Origin of the sequence: Priestia sp. JSM ZJ58 (genome assembly GCF_044383985.1) — a bacterium.
GTDB classification, from domain to species: domain Bacteria; phylum Bacillota; class Bacilli; order Bacillales; family Bacillaceae_H; genus Priestia; species Priestia zanthoxyli.
Genome location: NZ_JBISEM010000002.1, coordinates 131,624 through 150,575 on the forward strand (window position 1 = coordinate 131,624; position 18,952 = coordinate 150,575).

Genomic DNA, 18,952 nt, shown 5'->3' on the forward strand with positions numbered 1-18,952 from the left:
TCCTTTTAGGAAATTCCTTCGTAGTTGATTCCAAATTTATGGATAATTATTTCGTTACCACTATCCTAATATGTTCTTCCTATTATCGTCTATTTTTTTGCTCAATTTAATAACGTATTCACAATTTTACTGTACTTTCTAACTGTTGCAGCCGAAATGGAATATTGTTTTGCCGCATCGGCTTGAGTAATAGACTGGTTTTGTTCTTTCGCCCATATATATGTGACGGCTGCAGCCCATGCATTTACGTTCACATGCTGAAAATCATAGGATTGTTTATATACCTGTACATATACATAAAACCAAAAGCTTAAAAGATCCTGGGTATCACTTTCAGTCTGCGATTCCATCTCCAGTTCAATAACATCTGCCACCTCAAAAATCACATGTTGTTTATCCTGCCATACATACGTATATACTTCATCCAAAAGTGTACTCATATGTATGGACGATTTGATTTCTTCTAAAAGAAGCAGACGCTGCTGTTCAGGAAGCTTTTTTGCCATATACAAGCTGTAAAGCTGATCGTGAACATTGTTTGTTGCACACTTCTTTTTCGCTGTAACATCCACTTTCGATTGAAAAACCTTCGCAGCTTTTTGACTGATGCGCCAAGGCTCCTCTCCTTCTTTATCAGGAACGTCTTCCAATGCCAGCTTCCACATTTCTTTAGAGAAGGCTTCATGTCCAGTATAGTAAGAGGCGTATGAAAGCCAATAATGAAATGAGTTGTCTCCTTGAAAACCTTGTGTATAAAGCTTTTTTAACCATCTGTATGATAGTTTGTATTGACCAATCAACGCAAATGTTGCTCCAAGCTTATAGCGGTGTTCAAATGACATCGGATAAACGCGGCTAAGCCCGTCTGTAAGCTCCTCAACTTCTTTATGCTTATGGCAATAATAATAGAAAATCAGCTGATTGCATAACGCATGAAGATTTCCAGGGTTTTTCTCCAATACTTCATTCAGCAAATCCATTGCCTCATCAATTTTATTTAAATAAAAATAAGCTAACGCTAAATTATTATATGCAGACCAGAATTCTGGATACTCATCAATTATTTCAGTTAACAAATCCACTGCTTCTTCAAAATTCGTTGCTTCAAGCAGTCGTTTTGCTTGTTCTTGTTTTATAATCAGCATGTCGCCTAGCTGATTTTTAGGCTCTTCATCTTCTTCATCCACATCAATTGATAGTAAATCTAACAGATCTGTAGCCGATCGAAAGAGGTCACCATTTGGAAAATGCTCAATGTAATACATCGCGTATTTTTTTGATTCTTCAAACAGTCCAAGATGCGCATAGCTGTTGGCTATATAGTAGTAACAGCTTCCTAATGTATCGTCCATATGATGAATCACATGGAGAAAAAGCTCGTTGGCATCTTGATAATCTCCCTGCTCCGTTAAAGCTACTCCAACGTTTGTAAGAAGCTGTGGATTACGGGCATTTTCTTTGTTTGCACGCGTTAAATACTTGAGCGCTTTATCTGACTCCTCTTCTTCAAACGCCTGCAGCGCTTTTTCGAAATAGAAGTCACCCGTTTGCGAAAATGGAATTACTTGTGCCATTTTTTGAATTACTTTTGAGTGTTTTTCCATTAAGCCCTCCAAATAAGTTGATAATTTCGACGTTCGTAGTATATCACATTTGCCAAGAAGTTTAATACCTCTATTCAAAAAAGGAGCCTGCAAGCAGTCGTTTCTTGACGCAAATAAGAGAAGGTTTTGCCTCTTTTATCTAAAATGAGACAACTCCTTCTCTCCTTTCACTATGTAGCTATTAGCTAGAGTGACGTTCCTTTAATACTGATAGGACATCGTCCAAAGGCAGCTTTTGCTCACGAAGTAAAACAAGTACGTGGTACAGTAAATCCGCAACTTCCCACTTCAGCTCATCATGGTCACGATTTTTTGCTGCAATAATCACTTCACCTGCTTCTTCTCCTACTTTTTTGAGGATTTTATCTACGCCTTTATCGAATAAGTACGTCGTATAAGCTCCTTCTGGCATTTCAGCTTCACGCTTAGCAATCACTTCTTCTAGCTCATTAATAATAGCAAACCGATTATCATTTTGTTTATTTTCGCCAAGAATTGTTTCATTAAAACAGCTGTAAGCCCCCGTATGACAAGCAGGACCTTGAGGCTCCACTTTTACAACAAGAGAATCAGCATCACAGTCATATGCCATGCTCACAATTTTTTGTGTGTTCCCAGAGGTTGCGCCCTTGTGCCATAACTCTTGTCGAGAACGGCTGTAAAACCATGTTTCACATGTATCAATTGATTTTTGAAGTGATTCTTCGTTCATATAAGCCAATGTTAAAACTTCTTTGCTCACAGCATCTTGTACAATAGCTGGCACAAGTCCATCACTGTTGAATTTAATGTTTTCAATCGTCATCGAATGCTCACTCCTTGTTGTTTTGCATAGCTTTTAATTTCTTTTACAGATGTTTCTTTATAGTGAAAGATCGAAGCCGCCAAAGCCGCGTCAGCTTCTCCTTTTTCAAACGCATCGACAAAATCTTGACCATTTCCTGCGCCGCCAGAAGCAATAACAGGAACGCTCACCGCTTGGCTGACTGCTTTGGTTAACGCTAAATCAAACCCTGACTTTTCGCCGTCTTTATCCATGCTCGTTAACAAGATCTCACCCGCACCGCGCTTCACTGCTTCTCTTGCCCAGTCGATTACTTCCCAGTCCGTTGCATTGCGGCCTCCGTGTGTATAGACTCGCCATGATTGTAAGCTTTCATCGTACTTAGCATCGATTGCTACCACAATACACTGAGCTCCAAAAAAGTCGGACCCTTCTGTAATCAGTGCTGGATTGAGTACTGCCGCTGTATTTAATGACACTTTGTCTGCACCAGCACGAAGCATTCTCTTCATATCTTCTAATGCATTAATTCCTCCGCCCACCGTAAAAGGAATCGCTAGCTGAGATGCTACTTCTTCTACAACATGTACCATTGTTTTGCGTCCTTCATGAGAAGCAGAAATATCTAAAAAGACTAATTCGTCTGCGCCTTCTTCATCATAAAATTTCGCCAACTCTACAGGATCTCCTGCATCTCGAAGTTCCACAAACTGAACTCCTTTTACCACACGGCCGTCCTTTACATCTAAACAAGGAATGATTCGTTTTGTAATCATTACGCTTTCACCTCTTGAAGTGCTTCAGCTACTGTAAACTTATTTGTATAAAGTGCTTTCCCTACAATCGCACCAATAATGCCGTCAGCTTCATATTTCTTTAGTGCATCTAGATCAGCAAGCTTACTAACTCCCCCTGATGCAATCACACCTTTTCCAGTAGCCTTAGCCATTTCAACAATTCCTTCCACATTAGGACCAGACAGCATACCATCTGTAGAAATATCCGTGAAAATAAATGTTTCCGCACCAGCATTAGCCAATTCTTTTCCTAGTTCTGTCGCTTTGATTGTAGATGTTTCCACCCAGCCTTCCGTCGCAACATAGCCATCACGTGCATCAATACCAATAGCAATACGCGCACCATATTCCTTCAACATTTTTTTCACAAATTCAGGATTTGAAATAGCTGCACTTCCTAAAATGACGCGGTCAATTCCGTTTTCTAAATAGTAAGCAACGTCAGCTTCTGAGCGAATGCCTCCTCCAATTTGCACACGTACATTTAATTTCTTTTTCACGCCTAGCACAAATTCATCATTCACGCGCTTAGCCGCTTTTGCGCCGTCTAAATCAACCATGTGAATCCACTGAGCGCCTTCACTTGCGAATTGTGTGGCCATATCTACCGGAGAGTCTCCGTACACCGTTTCTTTTGTGTAATCTCCTTGAAGCAAACGGACGCACTTCCCTCCGCGCATATCAATGGCTGGATATATTTCAAATTTGCTCATACGATGGGCTCCTTTTCTCTACGAAGTTTGCATAATTTTGAAGCATTTGCATTCCGATTGCACTGCTTTTTTCAGGGTGGAATTGAGTGCCAAATACGTGTTCTTTTCCAACAACTGCTGGAACTTCAACATCATAAGGACTTGTTGCTAAAAGCACGTCTTGGTCGTTTGTTTTTACGTAATAAGAGTGAACAAAGTACACGTGACCTGCACTGATTCCATCAAGCAGAGCGGACTGCTGATGAAAATCTAAAGAGTTCCAGCCCATATGCGGAACTTTATATGTCTGTCCTTCCGCAGTAATGCCGGGAATACGCTCGACTCTCCCTTTTAACAGTTCCAGCCCTTTTGTTACACCGTTCTCATCGCTTTCTTCAAATAAAAGCTGCATACCTAAACAAATTCCAAGCAAAGGCATTCCTTTTTCTACTTCTTCTTTAATAAAGTCCGTCAGCTTTGTTTGATTCAGCTGTTCCATCGCATCTTTGAATGCTCCAACTCCAGGAAGAATCAGCCCTTTTGCCTTTCTTAGTTCTGCAGGATCTGCGGAGATGATATAGTCATAGTTTAATCGTTCAAGAGCTTTACTTACGCTGTATAAGTTTCCCATCCCATAGTCAATAATGCCAATCATTTACAACATCCCTTTCGTCGAAGGCACACCTTTGACACGCGGATCAATCGTTGTCGCTTCGTCCAAAGCACGTGCTAATGCCTTAAATACCGCTTCAATAATGTGGTGCGTATTTTTACCGTAGTGTACGATTACATGTACATTCATGCGAGATTCTAATGCAAATTTCCATAAAAATTCATATACAAGCTCTGTATCAAATGTACCGACGCGCGAAGCGGGAATGTCACCTTTAAATTCAAAATGAGGACGATTGCTTAAATCTACTACGACTTGGGCTAACGCGTCATCCATTGGTACAAACGCATTTCCATAGCGTTTAATTCCTTTTTTATCACCGAGCGCTTCTTTGAACGTTTGACCAAGGCAAATACCGATATCTTCCGTTGTATGGTGATCATCAATCTCCGTGTCTCCATCTGCTTTTACATCAAGGTTAAACTGTCCGTGTTTTGTAAATAAATCGAGCATATGATTTAAAAAAGGAACGCCTGTATCAATGTTCGCTTTTCCTTCTCCATCGATTCCAATCGCTAATGCAATATCCGTTTCGTTTGTTGTACGTTTAATACTTGACTCTCTCATTGTGAAACTCCTTTCAACTGTGCATGTAATAAGTAAAGAAAAGAACATTTCTACTCTTTTTTTTAATCTCCGCCTTATTTTTTAAAGCGTTCTTCAACCGCCCTTGCATGAGCTTCTAGCCCTTCTAAACGAGCAAACGCTGCGATTTTTGAGACATTTTTCTGCAGGGCTTGTTGGCTGTATGAAATAATACTAGACTTCTTCACAAATGAATCAACTGATAAAGGACTTGAGAATTTTGCTGTCCCATTGGTTGGAAGAACATGGTTTGGTCCAGCGAAATAATCGCCAACAGGTTCTGAACTGTATCTTCCTAGAAAAATAGCACCGGCATGACGAATGGAACCTAAAAGTTCAAGCGGACTTTCAGTCATAATTTCTAAATGCTCAGGGGCTAATTGATTCACAGCTTCAACCGCTTCTTCTAATGACCCGGTCACATAAATAGCGCCATGGTTATCAATAGAAGGTTTGGCAATTTCTTTACGTGGTAAAGATTCTACTTGCCTTTCCACTTCTTCTTTAACAGCTTCGGCTAACTTCATAGAAGGCGTAACTAAAATACTTGAAGCTAATTTGTCATGTTCTGCTTGAGACAATAAATCAGCGGCCACTTCGTTCGGCTTAGCCGTATCGTCTGCTAGTACGACAATTTCACTAGGTCCAGCAATTGAGTCAATGTCTACTAAGCCATATACTTCTCTCTTCGCCAATGCAACAAAGATATTACCAGGCCCTACAATTTTATCGACGGGTTGAATTGTTTCTGTTCCATAGGCAAGTGCTCCTACTGCCTGAGCTCCCCCTACTTTATAAATTTCTTCGACCCCAAGCTCACTCGCTGCTACAACTACTCCAGCAGGAAGCGCGCCGTCTTTTCCTGGAGGTGAAACCATCACGATACGTTTTACACCTGCCACTTGAGCAGGAATGACATTCATTAAAACGGAAGAAGGATACGCTGCAAGACCTCCCGGTACATAAACACCTACTGCATCTAAAGGCGTTACTTTCTGCCCTAAAATGGTGCCGTCTTCTTTTGTTGTCATCCAAGACTGCTCGACCATTCTTTCGTGGTAATCACGAATGTTGTCAGCAGCTTCACGAATGATTGACAGCATATCTGCATCAACCAGCTCATAAGCACGCTTCTTTTCTTGTTCTGTCACAAGCAAAGAAGAAAGCTCAACGCCGTCAAATTGGGCTGTATATCTTTTTAAAGCTTCGTCTTTTTGCTCTTGCACTTGCTTTAAAATATTTACGACAATTTCTCTTTGGGCACTCGTCCCTTGATCAATCGTACGCTTTAAGCTCACTTGTTCTGTTACACGTGTAATTTTCAATGTATGTCACCTCTTTTATACAGGTTGAACCACTTGGGCTAAACGATTCACTAAATCATCAATTCGTTCGTCTTTTAAACGATAGCTTACAGGGTTCACAATCAAACGCGATGTAATACCTTCAATGTGCTCCAATTCAACAAGTCCGTTCTCTTTTAGTGTTTGTCCTGTTGATACAATATCAACAATCCGATCAGCAAGGCCGATTAAAGGCGCTAATTCAATCGAACCATTCAATTTAATAATCTCTACTTGCTCTCCTTGCTCCCTGAAATAAGTAGATGCTACATTTGGATATTTGGTTGCCACTTTTTGAGCAATTTCTGATTTTTTAGCATTAGGCAAGCCGGCAACGGCCAGATGACATTTACTAATATTTAAATCCAACAGCTCATAGACATCTCGTTCTTCTTCTAACATTACGTCTTTGCCTGCAATACCAAGATCCGCTACTCCGTATTCTACATAAGTAGTAACGTCCATTGGTTTCGCTAAAATAAAGCGCATGTTCTCTTCAGGAATGTCTACAATCAGCTTGCGCGAATCGTCAAATTCTGGCGGCAATTGAAAGTCTGCTTGACGCAAAAGTTCAGCTGCTTCTTCAAAAATACGTCCTTTTGGCATTGCAATTGTTAATAGTTCACTCATTATTGTCCCCCCTTGCCTCGTTTTCCAATTAGAAACGTGACTTCTTCAAACTGTGCAGTAAATACATCAACATCATCAACGCCCGCAATTTCCTGAGTCACTACCCGGTATCCTTGCTTGCGCTGTTCAGCAGCTAAAGCTAATGCCTCATCTAAACGCTCTTGACTATATAATATGCCGTATACTACTGAAGGCTCATATACTTCTTCGCCCAGCGCTTCAATTAAGCGGTCGAGCTGAATTCCAAATCCTGTAGCTGGTGTTTTAGACGCGAATTTTTCAAGAAGCTGGTCATAACGTCCTCCATTACCGATATGGAAACCAACGTTTTCAGCAAAAACTTCAAATAAAATACCTGTGTAATAGCTCATATGACTGACTAAGTTAAAATCAATTTTAATTTCATCCGTTACACCGTACGCATCAAGCATATTCCATAGCTTTTTCAAATCACCGGCTGCTTTTTGCCCAGCTTCGTTTTCAACGAGTTCAACCGCTTCTTCAATCTTCTTTTCATCTCCACGCAGGTTAAGCAGCTGAAGGAGACGCTGTTTATCGATAGAAGATAGATTCAAATCTTTTACATGATTACGATAACCCACGTAATTTTTCTCATATAAAAAGCGGCGAAGCACGTTAGCACGTTCTTCATTTCCGACAATCTCTAAAAAAAGCGAATTAACGAACCCGATGTGGCCAATTGCGACTTTAAATGATTTAAGTCCCGCTCTTTTTAATGCGCCGATCATGAGAGCAATGACTTCAGCATCGCTGCTCATCGTAGCGTCTCCAATTAGCTCAACGCCTATTTGTTCAAACTCCGCCGGGCGGCCACCCTCACGCTGCTGAGCTCGGAATACATTTGCTTCATAAGCTAAGCGCAAAGGAGAATTATTTAAAAGTTTTGAAGCGGCCACACGTGCAAATGGCGTTGTTACATCCGGTCGCAGCACAAGCGTATGCCCTTCTTTATCTAAAAGTTTAAACAATTGTTGATCTAAAATAGCTGATGCGCTTCCTACCGTCTCGTAGTATTCCACAGTAGGTGTTGCCATATATTGATAGCCCCAGCTGCTGATTTCATCTGCCAGCTGACTGCGAACTTGTTTTTTTCTTTCAAAAAGAGCTGGCAGGGTATCTCTCATTCCAAGGGGTTTTTCAAACATAAATAACTTTGACATTCTGACACGTCCTTTAAGCTTGATTTTATCTATTAAGGAACCATTGATAGGTTGATTTTACTTTATCACGCTAATGTATTAGCGAAATAACAAATTAAAGTTATTGATAGTTTACACCCGATAAAGTCAGCCGTCAACCGCCAGCTGTTCAAATTTACAAAAAAAACCACAGCTTAGTTCTTGCTAAGTTGTGGCTTTAGGTTCTGCTTCCCTGCGCTTTTCCATTTCTTCTTTTGTATAGATGACACGCATAGGGTTACCTCCAACAAAGAAACCGGGTGCTACATCTTTATGAACCACCGTTCCAGCCGCTACAACCGCTTCGTTGCCGATTGTTACACCTGGAAGGATGGTGCTATTTGCTCCAATCATCACTTCATCCCCAATGATGACATCTCCAAGACGATATTCCGTTATCAGATATTCATGAGCGAGAATAGTGGTATTGTATCCAATGACCGTATTGCGTCCTACTTGTATTTTTTCAGGAAACATAATATCGAGCATCACCATAAGGGCAAAGGATGTTTGAGGTCCTACTTTCATCCCTAAGCACGCTTTATACAGCCAGTTTTTCATCGAAAGAAAAGGCGTATAACGAGCGCATTGAATGATGAGGAAGTTGCGCACTACTTTCCAAAAAGGCACGGTCTTATAGACATGCCAAAGGGAGTTAGCTCCTTTAACCGGATAGCGCGTTGTTTTTCTCACTGACGTTCTCCTTTTAATATATCAATTAAATCCGTCATATTTTCTAAAATAATATCAGGGTTATAAGAAGCGATATGATCTCTTCCTTTTGCACTCCAAGCAACTCCAGCTGTTTTCGTGTAAGCTCTTTGGCCGGAAACGATATCGTGATGGTTATCTCCTACCATCAGCGCTTCTTCAGGTTTAGCATCAAGCAGATTCAGCGCTTTTTCGACCGGCTCAGGATGCGGCTTTGCATTTGTTACGTCTTCAATTGCGACAATCGTATCAAAGAACTGATCTAACTTTGTTAACTTAAGCCCCATCATGACCGTATTTCTTTGCTTAGTTGTGACAATACCTAATTTATAATTCTGCTCGTGCAGCCATTTAACTGTTTCAAGTACGCCTTCAAATTTTTTCACAAGCAAATCATGATTAGCTAGATTATGCGTGCGATACATCTCAATCATTTCGTTTACTTTCGTTTTATCCATTTCTACAAACGTGTCGTATAAAGGCGGACCCATGAACTGTAAAATATCTTCACGAGTGTATTGTTCAGGATAATAGTGATTAAGCGTATGAGTAAACGAAGCAATAATTAATTCATTTGTATCAATTAACGTACCGTCTAAATCAAACAAAACCGTATTAATCGTCATTATTCATTTCCTTCCCTTGCGTCAAATCAAGTTTGTCTAAACCTTGTAGCTTTTCTTCATTTACGCCTTAGATTGTGCTTCTTCATTCTCTAAGTATTTCTGTTTACTCATTCCCGTCACGCGGCGGATAATAATTAAAATAATGGCGATGACAATCAGTGCAAGTGAAACAACTTGAGCGATTCTGAGTGTATGCGTCAGCATTAAACTATCCGTGCGAAGCCCTTCTACAAAGAAGCGTCCAACTGAGTACCAGATTAAATAAGATAAGAAAATTTCTCCTTTTCGCAGACTGGTGCGGCGAAGTACCATCAACAGGATAAATCCGGCAAAATCCCATAATGATTCGTATAAAAACGTAGGGTGATAATATGTACCATTAATATACATTTGGTTAATAATAAAATTTGGAAGGTGCAACCCTTCTAAAAAAGCACGGGTAACCGGCCCCCCATGTGCCTCTTGATTCATAAAGTTGCCCCAGCGCCCAATGGCTTGGCCAAGGATTAAACTAGGCGCAGCAATATCAGCCAACTTCCAAAATGAAATCTTTTTTACTTTCGAATACACAATGGCAGTTAATACGCCTCCGATTAAGCCACCATGAATGGCGATCCCGCCTTGCCAAATCTGAGGTATTTCGTTCAAATGCTTTGAATAGTATCCCCATTCAAAGGATACATAATAAATTCGTGCACAAATAATAGCTATTGGCACAGCAAATAGAATAAGATCAACAAATGTATCTTTTGATAAGCCTCTTCTTACGCTTTCTCTTGTCGCAATATAAAGACCCAACAGAACACCTGCACCGATAATGACACCATACCAGTAGACCGTTAGAGGGCCAATTTCAAGGAAAACGCGATCTAACGGCTGAATAGTTGCTTCCACAAGTTAACACCCTTTCTTATAAATCTTCACGGTCTCCTTCTTCAATTACATCTGTTAGACGTGCAGAAAATTGTTCTGCTGCGTTAATACCCATACGCTTTAAGCGGAAGTTCATTGCTGCCACTTCAATGATAACAGCTAAGTTTCGTCCCGGACGTACTGGCAATGTAATTTTTGTAACGTCTGTATCAATAATTTTCATTTTATCTTCTTCTAAACCAAGGCGATCATAATGTTTCTGCTGATCCCATGTCTCTAACTGAATAACAAGTGAAATTCGCTTATAGCTTCGTACAGCTCCTGCGCCGAATAGGGTCATCACATTGATGATCCCTAGTCCTCGAATTTCAAGCAAATGCTCGATTAAACCAGGCGCATTTCCTACAAGGGTGTCTTGATCTTCTTGACGGATTTCCACACAGTCATCGGCTACTAGACGATGCCCCCTCTTAACAAGCTCTAGAGCTGTTTCACTTTTACCAACGCCGCTTTTTCCCATGATTAATACACCAATTCCGTATATATCAACTAATACGCCGTGCAGGGCAGTCGTAGGTGCTAGCCTGCTTTCAAGAAAATTCGTTAAATGGCTGGAAAGTCGCGTTGTTTTAAAGCTTGAACGCAGCACGGGAACTGATTCACGCTCTGAAGCTTCGATAAGTTCTTTCGGTACATCCATTTCGCGGGAAACAATGATAGCCGGCGTGATATCTGTACACATTTTTTCCATTCGAACTTTTTTTTGTTCCTCATCTAACTGTTTAAAAAATGATAGTTCTGTTTTACCTAACAGCTGGATACGTTCTGCTGGGTAGTATGTAAAATAACCTGCCATTTCAATACCTGGACGTGAAATATCACTCGTTGAAATAGGGCGGTCGATTCCTTCTTCTCCGCTAATAAGCTCTAATTTAAATTTCTCAATGATGTCTTTTGTACGTACTTTAACCACCGTGCATCCTCCTTTTATAAACAGTCATATACCTGTTCATGTCTACAGTATATCCAACTCTCGCTTTTATGTCGCGTTTGGTTCTACTAGCCACTTTATTTTATCATTAATACAGAAAGAAAAGAAAAAAAAGATGGCATAGGCTGCATCGCCTTACCATCTTTTTTAGAAAATTAAATATTGCAAGAAAGTTATCTTCTATTTTGAAGCGGTTCAACAATCACTCGTTGAATAAGCGCATTTAGAAGCGACATAATTACCGAGGCTAAAAGCGCTGTACCAAACCCGTCAATATTAAAAGAATCTCCCATAACACTTTGTGTAATCATCAGCGTAATGGCATTAATGACGAATAAGAATAGGCCAAGCGTAAGAAATGTCACCGGCAGGGTAAGTAAAATTAAAATCGGCTTAACAAACACATTCAAAATCGATAGAATTAAGCTCGCGATAATAGCTGCACTGACCGATTCCAAGTGAAAGGTGTCAATATAACCTGCGATTACGATTAATACGAGGGCATTGATTAAAATACTAATGATTCCACGCAATAACATTTTTAGAAATCTCCTTCTTCATTTGGAACTAAAAACACAAAAATCATATATAAAATGACCGGAGTACCTACTGTAAAAAATAAACTGATGATAAACAATACGCGGAGTAGTGAAGCATCTATTCCGATATACTGAGAAATACCGCCGATAACACCCGCAAGCTTGCGATTTGTTCGCGAACGATACAACTTTCGCACGTTAATCATCTCCTTTGTTTTTTTACTAAAACAAGCATTTTCTATTTTATAACAATTGAGCCCGTTTTGGATTCAGCTAACAATTTATAGCCTTTCGGCGAAGCGACATTTGCTTTGAAACGAAGTTGTTTCATCACCGTTTCTTTTTTCTCATCTACTATTTCCATCTCAGGAAGTGTACACGTAAAATTCCCAAAGTTAGATTTCAAATCTCCATCAACGGAGAGGTGGGACGGCGTATAGAGCGTAATGCTTCCTGTAGTCGTTTTGAAAAATGCTTTTTCAATGCGCTCTCCTTTTAAATACGTATCAATATCCCCGTTAAATGTCTGAACATCAATCTTTTTTGTATCTCCATCAAATTTAACCGTTCCATTGATTGTTTCAAGCTCACATTTCGAAGCGAGTATTCGAGAAAGTTCCATATGCCCGTTTGATGTCTCCATTTCAAGAGAATGGCTATTCACATCGTAAAAGCGGATGGTGCCATTAGCTGTTTTGGCTTTCAGGTCTCGTACGCTTAGTCTTTCCCCATCGATTGAACCATTAAACATACGGAGCTTGACGCGTTCATATTCCATTTCTGGAATATAAATAATCGCTTTCACCTTCATTTGCTTTTGCTGAATTGCAAAGCGCAGTTTGCCATTTTCGATGGAAAATGCGGTATGCTGCAAGAAAGTGCGGCGCGCTTCATCCGAATTCTCTACTTTGTAGATAGCAGCTTCACACTCTATTCGTACTTCTGTACTTCCCCAAGGTCGGAGTTGAACGCTTCCATTTGCTAAATCTACGTCAATCTCTTGAATATATGCTTCTGATTGCTGAAAGATGTGCTGAACGTCAATCGAAGGACCAAAGTTAAAATCTAAATCTCCTTCTTTTACTTTTTTTACCGTTTGATCTACAAATGTAAATAATTTTTCCTTTAAAGAGCTTTGAGATGACTTAGAAGCGTACGTTTTTTTCTGTTTTCCTCCTACATAAGGGGATAGCTCAGCTTTATCAGGCGTAGCATAGTAAGAGTCATTAGCTGAGTCTTTTTCCAGTGAATTCAGCAAGGTTAAAGCCTCATCTACGCTAAGTTTCCCTTCTTCTACCATCTGTAAAATTTGTTTGCGCTTTTCACTCATACCTTCCATCTCCTCTTTACGTTTTAGTCATTTAACTTTTATCTGCTTAATATTTGTATCCCTTTTACAATATTCCATACAAACACAACAACATTAACTAAAGAAACAACAACTAAAGCTACAATTAAAAGAATAAATACCGTTCCACTAGAGCCAGTAAGAGCAGGAAGCAAGAAAAATAAGAACAAGATCGCTGTAGCGATAGGTAATAAATGTGACAAAAATGCAGTTTTTGCATGTTTCTTTACTTCTATGTTATGAACAACAAAATAAATAATAATAGGTAATAAAAATGGTGCAAAGAAAACGCTAAAATAATTTAAGGAAGATAGTATGCGATTTCCTTCCATAATAATCAGCTCCTTATATCATGTATTACGTTTTAATGAGTTAAAAAGTTTCATTCTTTATAAAAAAGACACCAATGCTGGTGTCTTTTAACGAGTTAATGCCTCTGCTTTTTCAACTTTTTTCTCCATACGCTTACGGTCACGTTCTAAAATTGGTTTCAAATAATGGCCCGTATAGGATTCTTTTACTTTCGCCACTTCTTCTGGCGTACCCGTAGCCACAATTTGTCCGCCTTTATCTCCACCTTCAGGCCCTAAATCAAGTAGATAATCAGCTGCTTTGATCACGTCTAAATTATGTTCGATCACTAGAACTGTATCTCCATTTTCAACTAAACGCTGAAGCACTTTTAATAAACGTGCGATATCATCGACATGAAGACCGGTAGTCGGTTCGTCTAAAATGTACAGCGTTCTTCCTGTTGAGCGACGGTGAAGCTCTGAAGCTAACTTTACACGCTGGGCCTCTCCACCCGATAAAGTAGTGGCCGGCTGTCCAAGCGTGATATAGCCAAGCCCTACATCGTAAATGGTCTGTAGCTTCCGCTTAATCTTTGGAATGTTTTCAAAGAAGTGAAGCGCGTCTTCAACTGTCATATCCAACACATCTGAAATGTTTTGATCTTTGTATTTTACTTCTAAAGTTTCCCGGTTATATCGTTTGCCGTGGCAGACTTCGCAAGGAACGTATACATCTGGCAGGAAATGCATTTCGATTTTAATAATACCGTCTCCTCGACAAGCTTCACATCGGCCGCCTTTCACGTTAAAGCTAAAGCGGCCTTTTTTATATCCGCGCACTTTTGCTTCGTTTGTTTGGGCAAATACATCTCGAATGTCATCAAATACACCCGTATAGGTTGCAGGGTTTGAACGAGGCGTACGGCCTATGGGAGACTGATCAATATCAATGACTTTATCTAAATGTTCAATGCCTTTGATTTCTTTATGTTCTCCTGCTTTGCTTTTTGCTTTATGCAGCTTTTGCGCCAATGATTTGTGAAGGATATCATTTACAAGCGTACTCTTACCTGATCCAGATACACCTGTAACAGCTGTGAATACACCTAACGGAAGCTTTGCTTTTACATTTTTTAAATTGTTTTCTTTTGCTCCTATAATTTCAATCATCCGATCTTTATCTATCGAACGTCTTTCGGCTGGAAGTGGAATAAACTTCTCTCCTGATAGATATTGACCCGTTAAGGAATTTTCATCATCCATCACTTCCTGAGGCGTGCCTTGAGAAACAACGGCACCCCCGTGTACGCCGGCTCCTGGTCCGATATCAATTAAATAATCAGCTGCCATCATCGTATCTTCATCATGCTCTACAACAATCAACGTATTTCCAATATCGCGCATGTCTTGCATTGTGCGAATTAAGCGATCGTTGTCACGTTGATGAAGACCGATAGAAGGTTCATCTAAAATATAAAGAACCCCCGTCAAACGAGAACCGATTTGAGTAGCCAAGCGAATGCGCTGCGCTTCCCCTCCTGAAAGAGTTCCAGCAGAGCGGTTCAATGTTAAGTAATCAAGTCCCACGTTAATGAGAAAGCTTAGACGCTCACGAATTTCACGCAGTATCATATCCGCAATCTTCATGTCTTTTTCAGATAAACTGAGACTTTCAAAAAAGTCATATGCTTCTTTTACTGAAAAGCGTGTTGTATCTCCTATATGCTTTTCGTCAATAAGCACCGCTAAGCTTTCGCGTTTTAAACGATTTCCTTTACATTTTGGACAAGCTTGCTGAGCCATGTATTTTTCCATTTGCTCACGGATATAATCAGAACTTGTTTCATGATAACGGCGTTCTACGTTCCGAAGCACACCTTCAAATTCGATATGATTTTCTCTTACTTGGCCAAAATCATTTTCATAGCGAAAGTAAATTTTTTCTTTACCGCTGCCATATAATACTTTATCAAATAAATGTTCCGGGATATCTCGAACCGGCACATCCATGTCGATGCCGTAATGTGTACATACGGCTTCAAGCAGCTGCGGATAGTATTGAGAACTTGTTGGCTCCCAAGGTGCAATAGCGTGCTGATGAAGTGTTAAGTCATAGTTAGGAATCACTAAATCTTTATCCACTTCCAATTTCGTTCCTAACCCGTCACACGTTGGACACGCCCCGTACGGACTATTAAATGAAAACATGCGGGGCTCAAGTTCTCCAATGGAGAAGCCACATTTTGGACAAGCATGATGCTCGCTAAAAAGTAATTCTTCCTCACCTATTACATCAATAATTACTTTCCCATCTCCAAGGCGAAGAGCTGATTCCAAAGAGTCCGACAAACGAGCGGCTACACCTTCTTTGACAACAACGCGATCAATCACTACTTCAATGGAGTGCTTTTTGTTTTTTTCCAGTTCAATTTCTTCTGTTATTTCACGCATTTCTCCGTCTACTCGAATGCGAACGTACCCTTCCTTTTTAATATCTTCTAATACTTTTACATGGGTGCCTTTTCGGCCAGATACCACAGGGGCCAGTACTTGAAGTTTTGTACGTTCAGGGTACTCTAAAATTCTATCTACCATTTGCTCAATCGTTTGAGACGTAATTTCAATTCCATGATTAGGACAAATCGGCTTTCCTACACGAGCAAACAAAAGGCGCAAATAGTCATAGATTTCGGTCACAGTTCCGACGGTTGAACGAGGGTTTCGGCTCGTTGTTTTTTGATCGATTGAAATAGCAGGCGACAATCCTTCGATCGAATCTACATCTGGCTTATCCATTTGACCTAAAAACTGTCTTGCATACGCCGAAAGTGACTCGACATAACGTCTTTGTCCTTCAGCATAGATTGTATCGAAAGCTAAAGAAGATTTACCAGAACCTGACAACCCTGTTAATACCACTAATTTGTCTCGCGGGATTTCAATATCGATATTTTTCAAATTGTGGGCTCGTGCACCTTTTACCACGATTTTTTCCATCGCCATGTTTTATCACCCTTCCGCTTTTAATTCTAGAATCAAGTCACGAAGCTCAGCTGCGCGTTCAAAGTTAAGCGCTTTGGCTGCTTCTTTCATTTCTTGTTCCATTTCTTCTACGAGCTTTGCTTTTTCTTTTTTATTGAGTTTATCAAATGCCGGTGCTTCTTCATACGTTTCTGTATCTTCTGCTACTACTGTTGCACGAATTGAGCCTCGAACTTCTTTTTGAATCGTTGTCGGTGTAATACCATGCTCTTCGTTGTAAGCTTCTTGAATACTTCTACGACGCTTGGTCTCATTGATAGCAATGTCCATGGAGTTTGTGATGCGATCTGCATACATAATGACATGTCCATTAGCATTTCGCGCAGCACGTCCGATGGTTTGAATAAGCGATCGTTCTGAACGCAAGAATCCTTCTTTGTCCGCATCTAATATGGTTACTAACGAAACTTCTGGAATATCTAAACCTTCACGAAGTAAGTTAATCCCTATGAGCACATCATATTTTCCAAGCCGCAGCTCTCGGATAATTTCAATACGCTCGAGCGTCTTCACCTCAGAGTGAAGATATTGAACTTTAATGCCAATTTCTTTTAAGTAGTTCGTTAAATCCTCAGACATTTTCTTTGTTAACGTCGTGACGAGCACTCGTTCATTTCGCTTAATCCGGTCGTGAATTTCTCCAATTAAATCATCAATCTGCCCTTCAATTGGTCGAACTTCAATATTTGGATCTAATAATCCCGTTGGACGGATAATTTGTTCAATCACCTCAGGCGCCTTCTCAAGTTCGTAAGGACCTGGTGTTGCTGAAACATGGACGATTTGTTTAATATGCTGTTCAAATTCATCAAATTTAAGCGGACGGTTATCTAATGCAGACGGCAAGCGGAAACCATGGTCCACCAACACTTGTTTACGCGCTTGGTCTCCATTATACATTCCTCTAACTTGAGGAATGGTAACGTGGGATTCATCCACCACAAGAAGGAAATCTTCCGGGAAGAAATCCAGCAGTGTATAAGGTGTAGAACCAGCCGGACGAAGCGTTAAATGACGAGAGTAATTCTCGATTCCTGAACAAAATCCCATTTCTCTCATCATTTCTAGGTCGTAGCGAGTGCGCTGTTCCAAGCGCTGCGCTTCTAAAAGCTTTCCTGCTTCTTTTAACTTCTCTAGCTGTTCTTCTAGTTCTTTTTCAATGTTTTGAATGGCCACACGCATTTTTTCTTCCCTCGTGACGAAGTGAGATGCCGGGAAGATAGCCACGTGTTCACGATCTCCAATAATTTCTCCTGTTAAGGCGTCGACTTCGCGAATGCGGTCAATTTCATCCCCGAAAAATTCCACGCGAATACAGTGTTCATCTCGAGACACAGGAAAAATCTCAACAACATCACCGCGAACGCGGAACGTTCCGCGCTTGAAGTCAATATCGTTTCTTTCGTACTGTACATCCACTAGCGTACGAAGCAGCTGATTGCGTTCTTTTTCCATTCCTACTCGAAGAGATACGACCATTTCTTTGTATTCTTCCGGAGACCCTAATCCATAAATACAGGATACGCTGGCAATAATAATGACATCTTTTCGTTCAAAAAGAGCAGAAGTTGCTGAGTGACGAAGTTTATCAATCTCGTCATTAATGCTTGCATCTTTTTCAATAAATGTATCTGTTTGAGGTACATAAGCTTCAGGCTGATAGTAATCATAGTAACTGACAAAGTATTCGACTGCATTATTAGGAAAAAACTCTTTAAACTCACTGTACAATTGACCAGCAAGCGTTTTGTTATGAGCCATAATTAATGTTGGCTTATTTATTTCCTTAATAACATTAGACATAGTGAAGGTTTTTCCCGTTCCTGTAGCACCTAACAAAACTTGATGCTGCTTACCTTCTTTAATTCCTTTCACAATCTTTTCAATTGCCTTTGGCTGATCACCTTGCGGTTGATATGGGGATACTAATTCAAACTGATCTTTCAAATGAAGGCCTCCGTTTCTATTTTCTTGTTTTATCTATTTTTATTACGATATGTAAAAACCGAAAACACGAACTGATATTCGTATTTTATCACTTTATACTCATAAATGAAACTAATGAGTATTAATCTTATATAGTGTTTGTTTGTTTTGATTTTTTACCCTGTTACTTTATTACCCACTAAATTCTTATACTACCCTTTTCGAGGGGAATACAACTCTTTAGATGAAAGCAATAAAAGAAAGTAAGCTGCCTAATTGTCTGAAAAGGATAGGCT

General features: G+C 40.0%; 19 protein-coding genes. All 19 read right to left on the reverse strand.

The genetic code is table 11. The features are described 5' to 3' along the window. Positions 1–101 precede the first annotated feature (101 nt). Positions 102–1,604 carry a tetratricopeptide repeat protein gene (locus tag ACH6EI_RS22080; protein ID WP_099000234.1) on the reverse strand — a complete coding sequence of 501 codons (1,503 nt, stop codon included), beginning with the start codon at positions 1,602–1,604 and terminating at the stop codon, positions 102–104. A 181-nt stretch (positions 1,605–1,785) separates the two neighbouring features. Beyond that, positions 1,786–2,409 carry a bifunctional phosphoribosyl-AMP cyclohydrolase/phosphoribosyl-ATP diphosphatase HisIE gene (gene hisIE / locus ACH6EI_RS22085; protein ID WP_033580421.1) on the reverse strand — a complete coding sequence of 208 codons (624 nt, stop codon included), beginning with the start codon at positions 2,407–2,409 and terminating at the stop codon, positions 1,786–1,788. Then, complete coding sequence (gene hisF, locus ACH6EI_RS22090; RefSeq protein WP_025752585.1) at positions 2,406–3,164, reverse strand: imidazole glycerol phosphate synthase subunit HisF; 759 nt, start codon at positions 3,162–3,164, stop codon at positions 2,406–2,408. The genes hisIE and hisF overlap by 4 nt, the downstream gene beginning before the upstream one ends. Beyond that, entirely contained in the window at positions 3,164–3,898 is a 735-nt protein-coding gene (gene hisA, locus ACH6EI_RS22095; protein WP_099331330.1) for a 1-(5-phosphoribosyl)-5-[(5-phosphoribosylamino)methylideneamino]imidazole-4-carboxamide isomerase, read from the reverse strand. Before hisA ends, hisF begins: the two co-directional genes overlap by 1 nt. Beyond that, complete coding sequence (gene hisH, locus ACH6EI_RS22100) at positions 3,885–4,532, reverse strand: imidazole glycerol phosphate synthase subunit HisH (RefSeq protein WP_034264272.1); 648 nt, start codon at positions 4,530–4,532, stop codon at positions 3,885–3,887. The genes hisA and hisH overlap by 14 nt, the downstream gene beginning before the upstream one ends. Continuing rightward, the gene (hisB, locus tag ACH6EI_RS22105; RefSeq protein WP_013059719.1) at positions 4,533–5,117 is read right to left on the reverse strand and encodes an imidazoleglycerol-phosphate dehydratase HisB; all 585 of its coding nucleotides are present in this window, start codon (positions 5,115–5,117) and stop codon (positions 4,533–4,535) included. A gap of 74 nt (positions 5,118–5,191) precedes the next feature. Beyond that, the gene (hisD, locus tag ACH6EI_RS22110; RefSeq protein ID WP_028412044.1) at positions 5,192–6,460 is read right to left on the reverse strand and encodes a histidinol dehydrogenase; all 1,269 of its coding nucleotides are present in this window, start codon (positions 6,458–6,460) and stop codon (positions 5,192–5,194) included. 15 nt (positions 6,461–6,475) lie between these two features. Further along, positions 6,476–7,108, reverse strand: coding sequence for an ATP phosphoribosyltransferase (hisG, locus tag ACH6EI_RS22115; RefSeq protein ID WP_397378082.1), 633 nt, complete (start codon positions 7,106–7,108; stop codon positions 6,476–6,478). After that, positions 7,108–8,289 (reverse strand): ATP phosphoribosyltransferase regulatory subunit, encoded by a 1,182-nt coding sequence (locus ACH6EI_RS22120; protein ID WP_028412043.1) that lies wholly within the window; start codon positions 8,287–8,289, stop codon positions 7,108–7,110. The genes hisG and ACH6EI_RS22120 overlap by 1 nt, the downstream gene beginning before the upstream one ends. Positions 8,290–8,472: 183 nt before the next feature. Then, entirely contained in the window at positions 8,473–9,000 is a 528-nt protein-coding gene (locus ACH6EI_RS22125; RefSeq protein ID WP_013059723.1) for an acyltransferase, read from the reverse strand. Continuing rightward, a complete protein-coding gene (gene ppaX / locus ACH6EI_RS22130) occupies positions 8,997–9,644 on the reverse strand; it encodes a pyrophosphatase PpaX (protein ID WP_099331331.1) in 648 nt (215 codons plus the stop codon). The genes ACH6EI_RS22125 and ppaX overlap by 4 nt, the downstream gene beginning before the upstream one ends. A 60-nt stretch (positions 9,645–9,704) precedes the next feature. Beyond that, complete coding sequence (gene lgt, locus ACH6EI_RS22135) at positions 9,705–10,538, reverse strand: prolipoprotein diacylglyceryl transferase (RefSeq protein ID WP_028412041.1); 834 nt, start codon at positions 10,536–10,538, stop codon at positions 9,705–9,707. A gap of 16 nt (positions 10,539–10,554) precedes the next feature. Next, on the reverse strand, positions 10,555–11,490 hold the full coding sequence (hprK, locus tag ACH6EI_RS22140) for an HPr(Ser) kinase/phosphatase (protein ID WP_028412040.1): 936 nt from the start codon (positions 11,488–11,490) through the stop codon (positions 10,555–10,557). Positions 11,491–11,681: 191 nt separating this feature from the next. After that, positions 11,682–12,047 (reverse strand): phage holin family protein, encoded by a 366-nt coding sequence (locus ACH6EI_RS22145; protein ID WP_013059727.1) that lies wholly within the window; start codon positions 12,045–12,047, stop codon positions 11,682–11,684. A gap of 2 nt (positions 12,048–12,049) precedes the next feature. After that, positions 12,050–12,244, reverse strand: coding sequence for a PspC domain-containing protein (locus ACH6EI_RS22150; protein ID WP_013059728.1), 195 nt, complete (start codon positions 12,242–12,244; stop codon positions 12,050–12,052). Positions 12,245–12,285: 41 nt separating this feature from the next. Beyond that, complete coding sequence (locus tag ACH6EI_RS22155) at positions 12,286–13,377, reverse strand: DUF4097 family beta strand repeat-containing protein (RefSeq protein ID WP_028412039.1); 1,092 nt, start codon at positions 13,375–13,377, stop codon at positions 12,286–12,288. Between the two features lie 38 nt (positions 13,378–13,415). Further along, complete coding sequence (locus ACH6EI_RS22160; protein ID WP_013059730.1) at positions 13,416–13,727, reverse strand: hypothetical protein; 312 nt, start codon at positions 13,725–13,727, stop codon at positions 13,416–13,418. Positions 13,728–13,814: 87 nt separating this feature from the next. Further along, complete coding sequence (gene uvrA / locus ACH6EI_RS22165) at positions 13,815–16,691, reverse strand: excinuclease ABC subunit UvrA (RefSeq protein WP_028412038.1); 2,877 nt, start codon at positions 16,689–16,691, stop codon at positions 13,815–13,817. A 6-nt stretch (positions 16,692–16,697) separates the two neighbouring features. Then, the gene (gene uvrB / locus ACH6EI_RS22170) at positions 16,698–18,677 is read right to left on the reverse strand and encodes an excinuclease ABC subunit UvrB (protein ID WP_033580416.1); all 1,980 of its coding nucleotides are present in this window, start codon (positions 18,675–18,677) and stop codon (positions 16,698–16,700) included. Positions 18,678–18,952: the final 275 nt, after the last annotated feature.

What these genes read in the sequence shown, in the direction of transcription:
- ACH6EI_RS22080 (WP_099000234.1), bottom strand. Translation starts at nt 1,604, where the DNA reads ATGGAAAAACACTCAAAAGTAATTCAAAAAATGGCACAAGTAATTCCA.
- hisIE (WP_033580421.1), bottom strand. Translation starts at nt 2,409, where the DNA reads ATGACGATTGAAAACATTAAATTCAACAGTGATGGACTTGTGCCAGCT.
- hisF (WP_025752585.1), bottom strand. Translation starts at nt 3,164, where the DNA reads ATGATTACAAAACGAATCATTCCTTGTTTAGATGTAAAGGACGGCCGT.
- hisA (WP_099331330.1), bottom strand. Translation starts at nt 3,898, where the DNA reads ATGAGCAAATTTGAAATATATCCAGCCATTGATATGCGCGGAGGGAAG.
- hisH (WP_034264272.1), bottom strand. Translation starts at nt 4,532, where the DNA reads ATGATTGGCATTATTGACTATGGGATGGGAAACTTATACAGCGTAAGT.
- hisB (WP_013059719.1), bottom strand. Translation starts at nt 5,117, where the DNA reads ATGAGAGAGTCAAGTATTAAACGTACAACAAACGAAACGGATATTGCA.
- hisG (WP_397378082.1), bottom strand. Translation starts at nt 7,108, where the DNA reads ATGAGTGAACTATTAACAATTGCAATGCCAAAAGGACGTATTTTTGAA.
- ACH6EI_RS22120 (WP_028412043.1), bottom strand. Translation starts at nt 8,289, where the DNA reads ATGTCAAAGTTATTTATGTTTGAAAAACCCCTTGGAATGAGAGATACC.
- ppaX (WP_099331331.1), bottom strand. Translation starts at nt 9,644, where the DNA reads ATGACGATTAATACGGTTTTGTTTGATTTAGACGGTACGTTAATTGAT.
- ACH6EI_RS22145 (WP_013059727.1), bottom strand. Translation starts at nt 12,047, where the DNA reads ATGTTATTGCGTGGAATCATTAGTATTTTAATCAATGCCCTCGTATTA.
- ACH6EI_RS22155 (WP_028412039.1), bottom strand. Translation starts at nt 13,377, where the DNA reads ATGAGTGAAAAGCGCAAACAAATTTTACAGATGGTAGAAGAAGGGAAA.
- ACH6EI_RS22160 (WP_013059730.1), bottom strand. Translation starts at nt 13,727, where the DNA reads ATGGAAGGAAATCGCATACTATCTTCCTTAAATTATTTTAGCGTTTTC.
- uvrA (WP_028412038.1), bottom strand. Translation starts at nt 16,691, where the DNA reads ATGGCGATGGAAAAAATCGTGGTAAAAGGTGCACGAGCCCACAATTTG.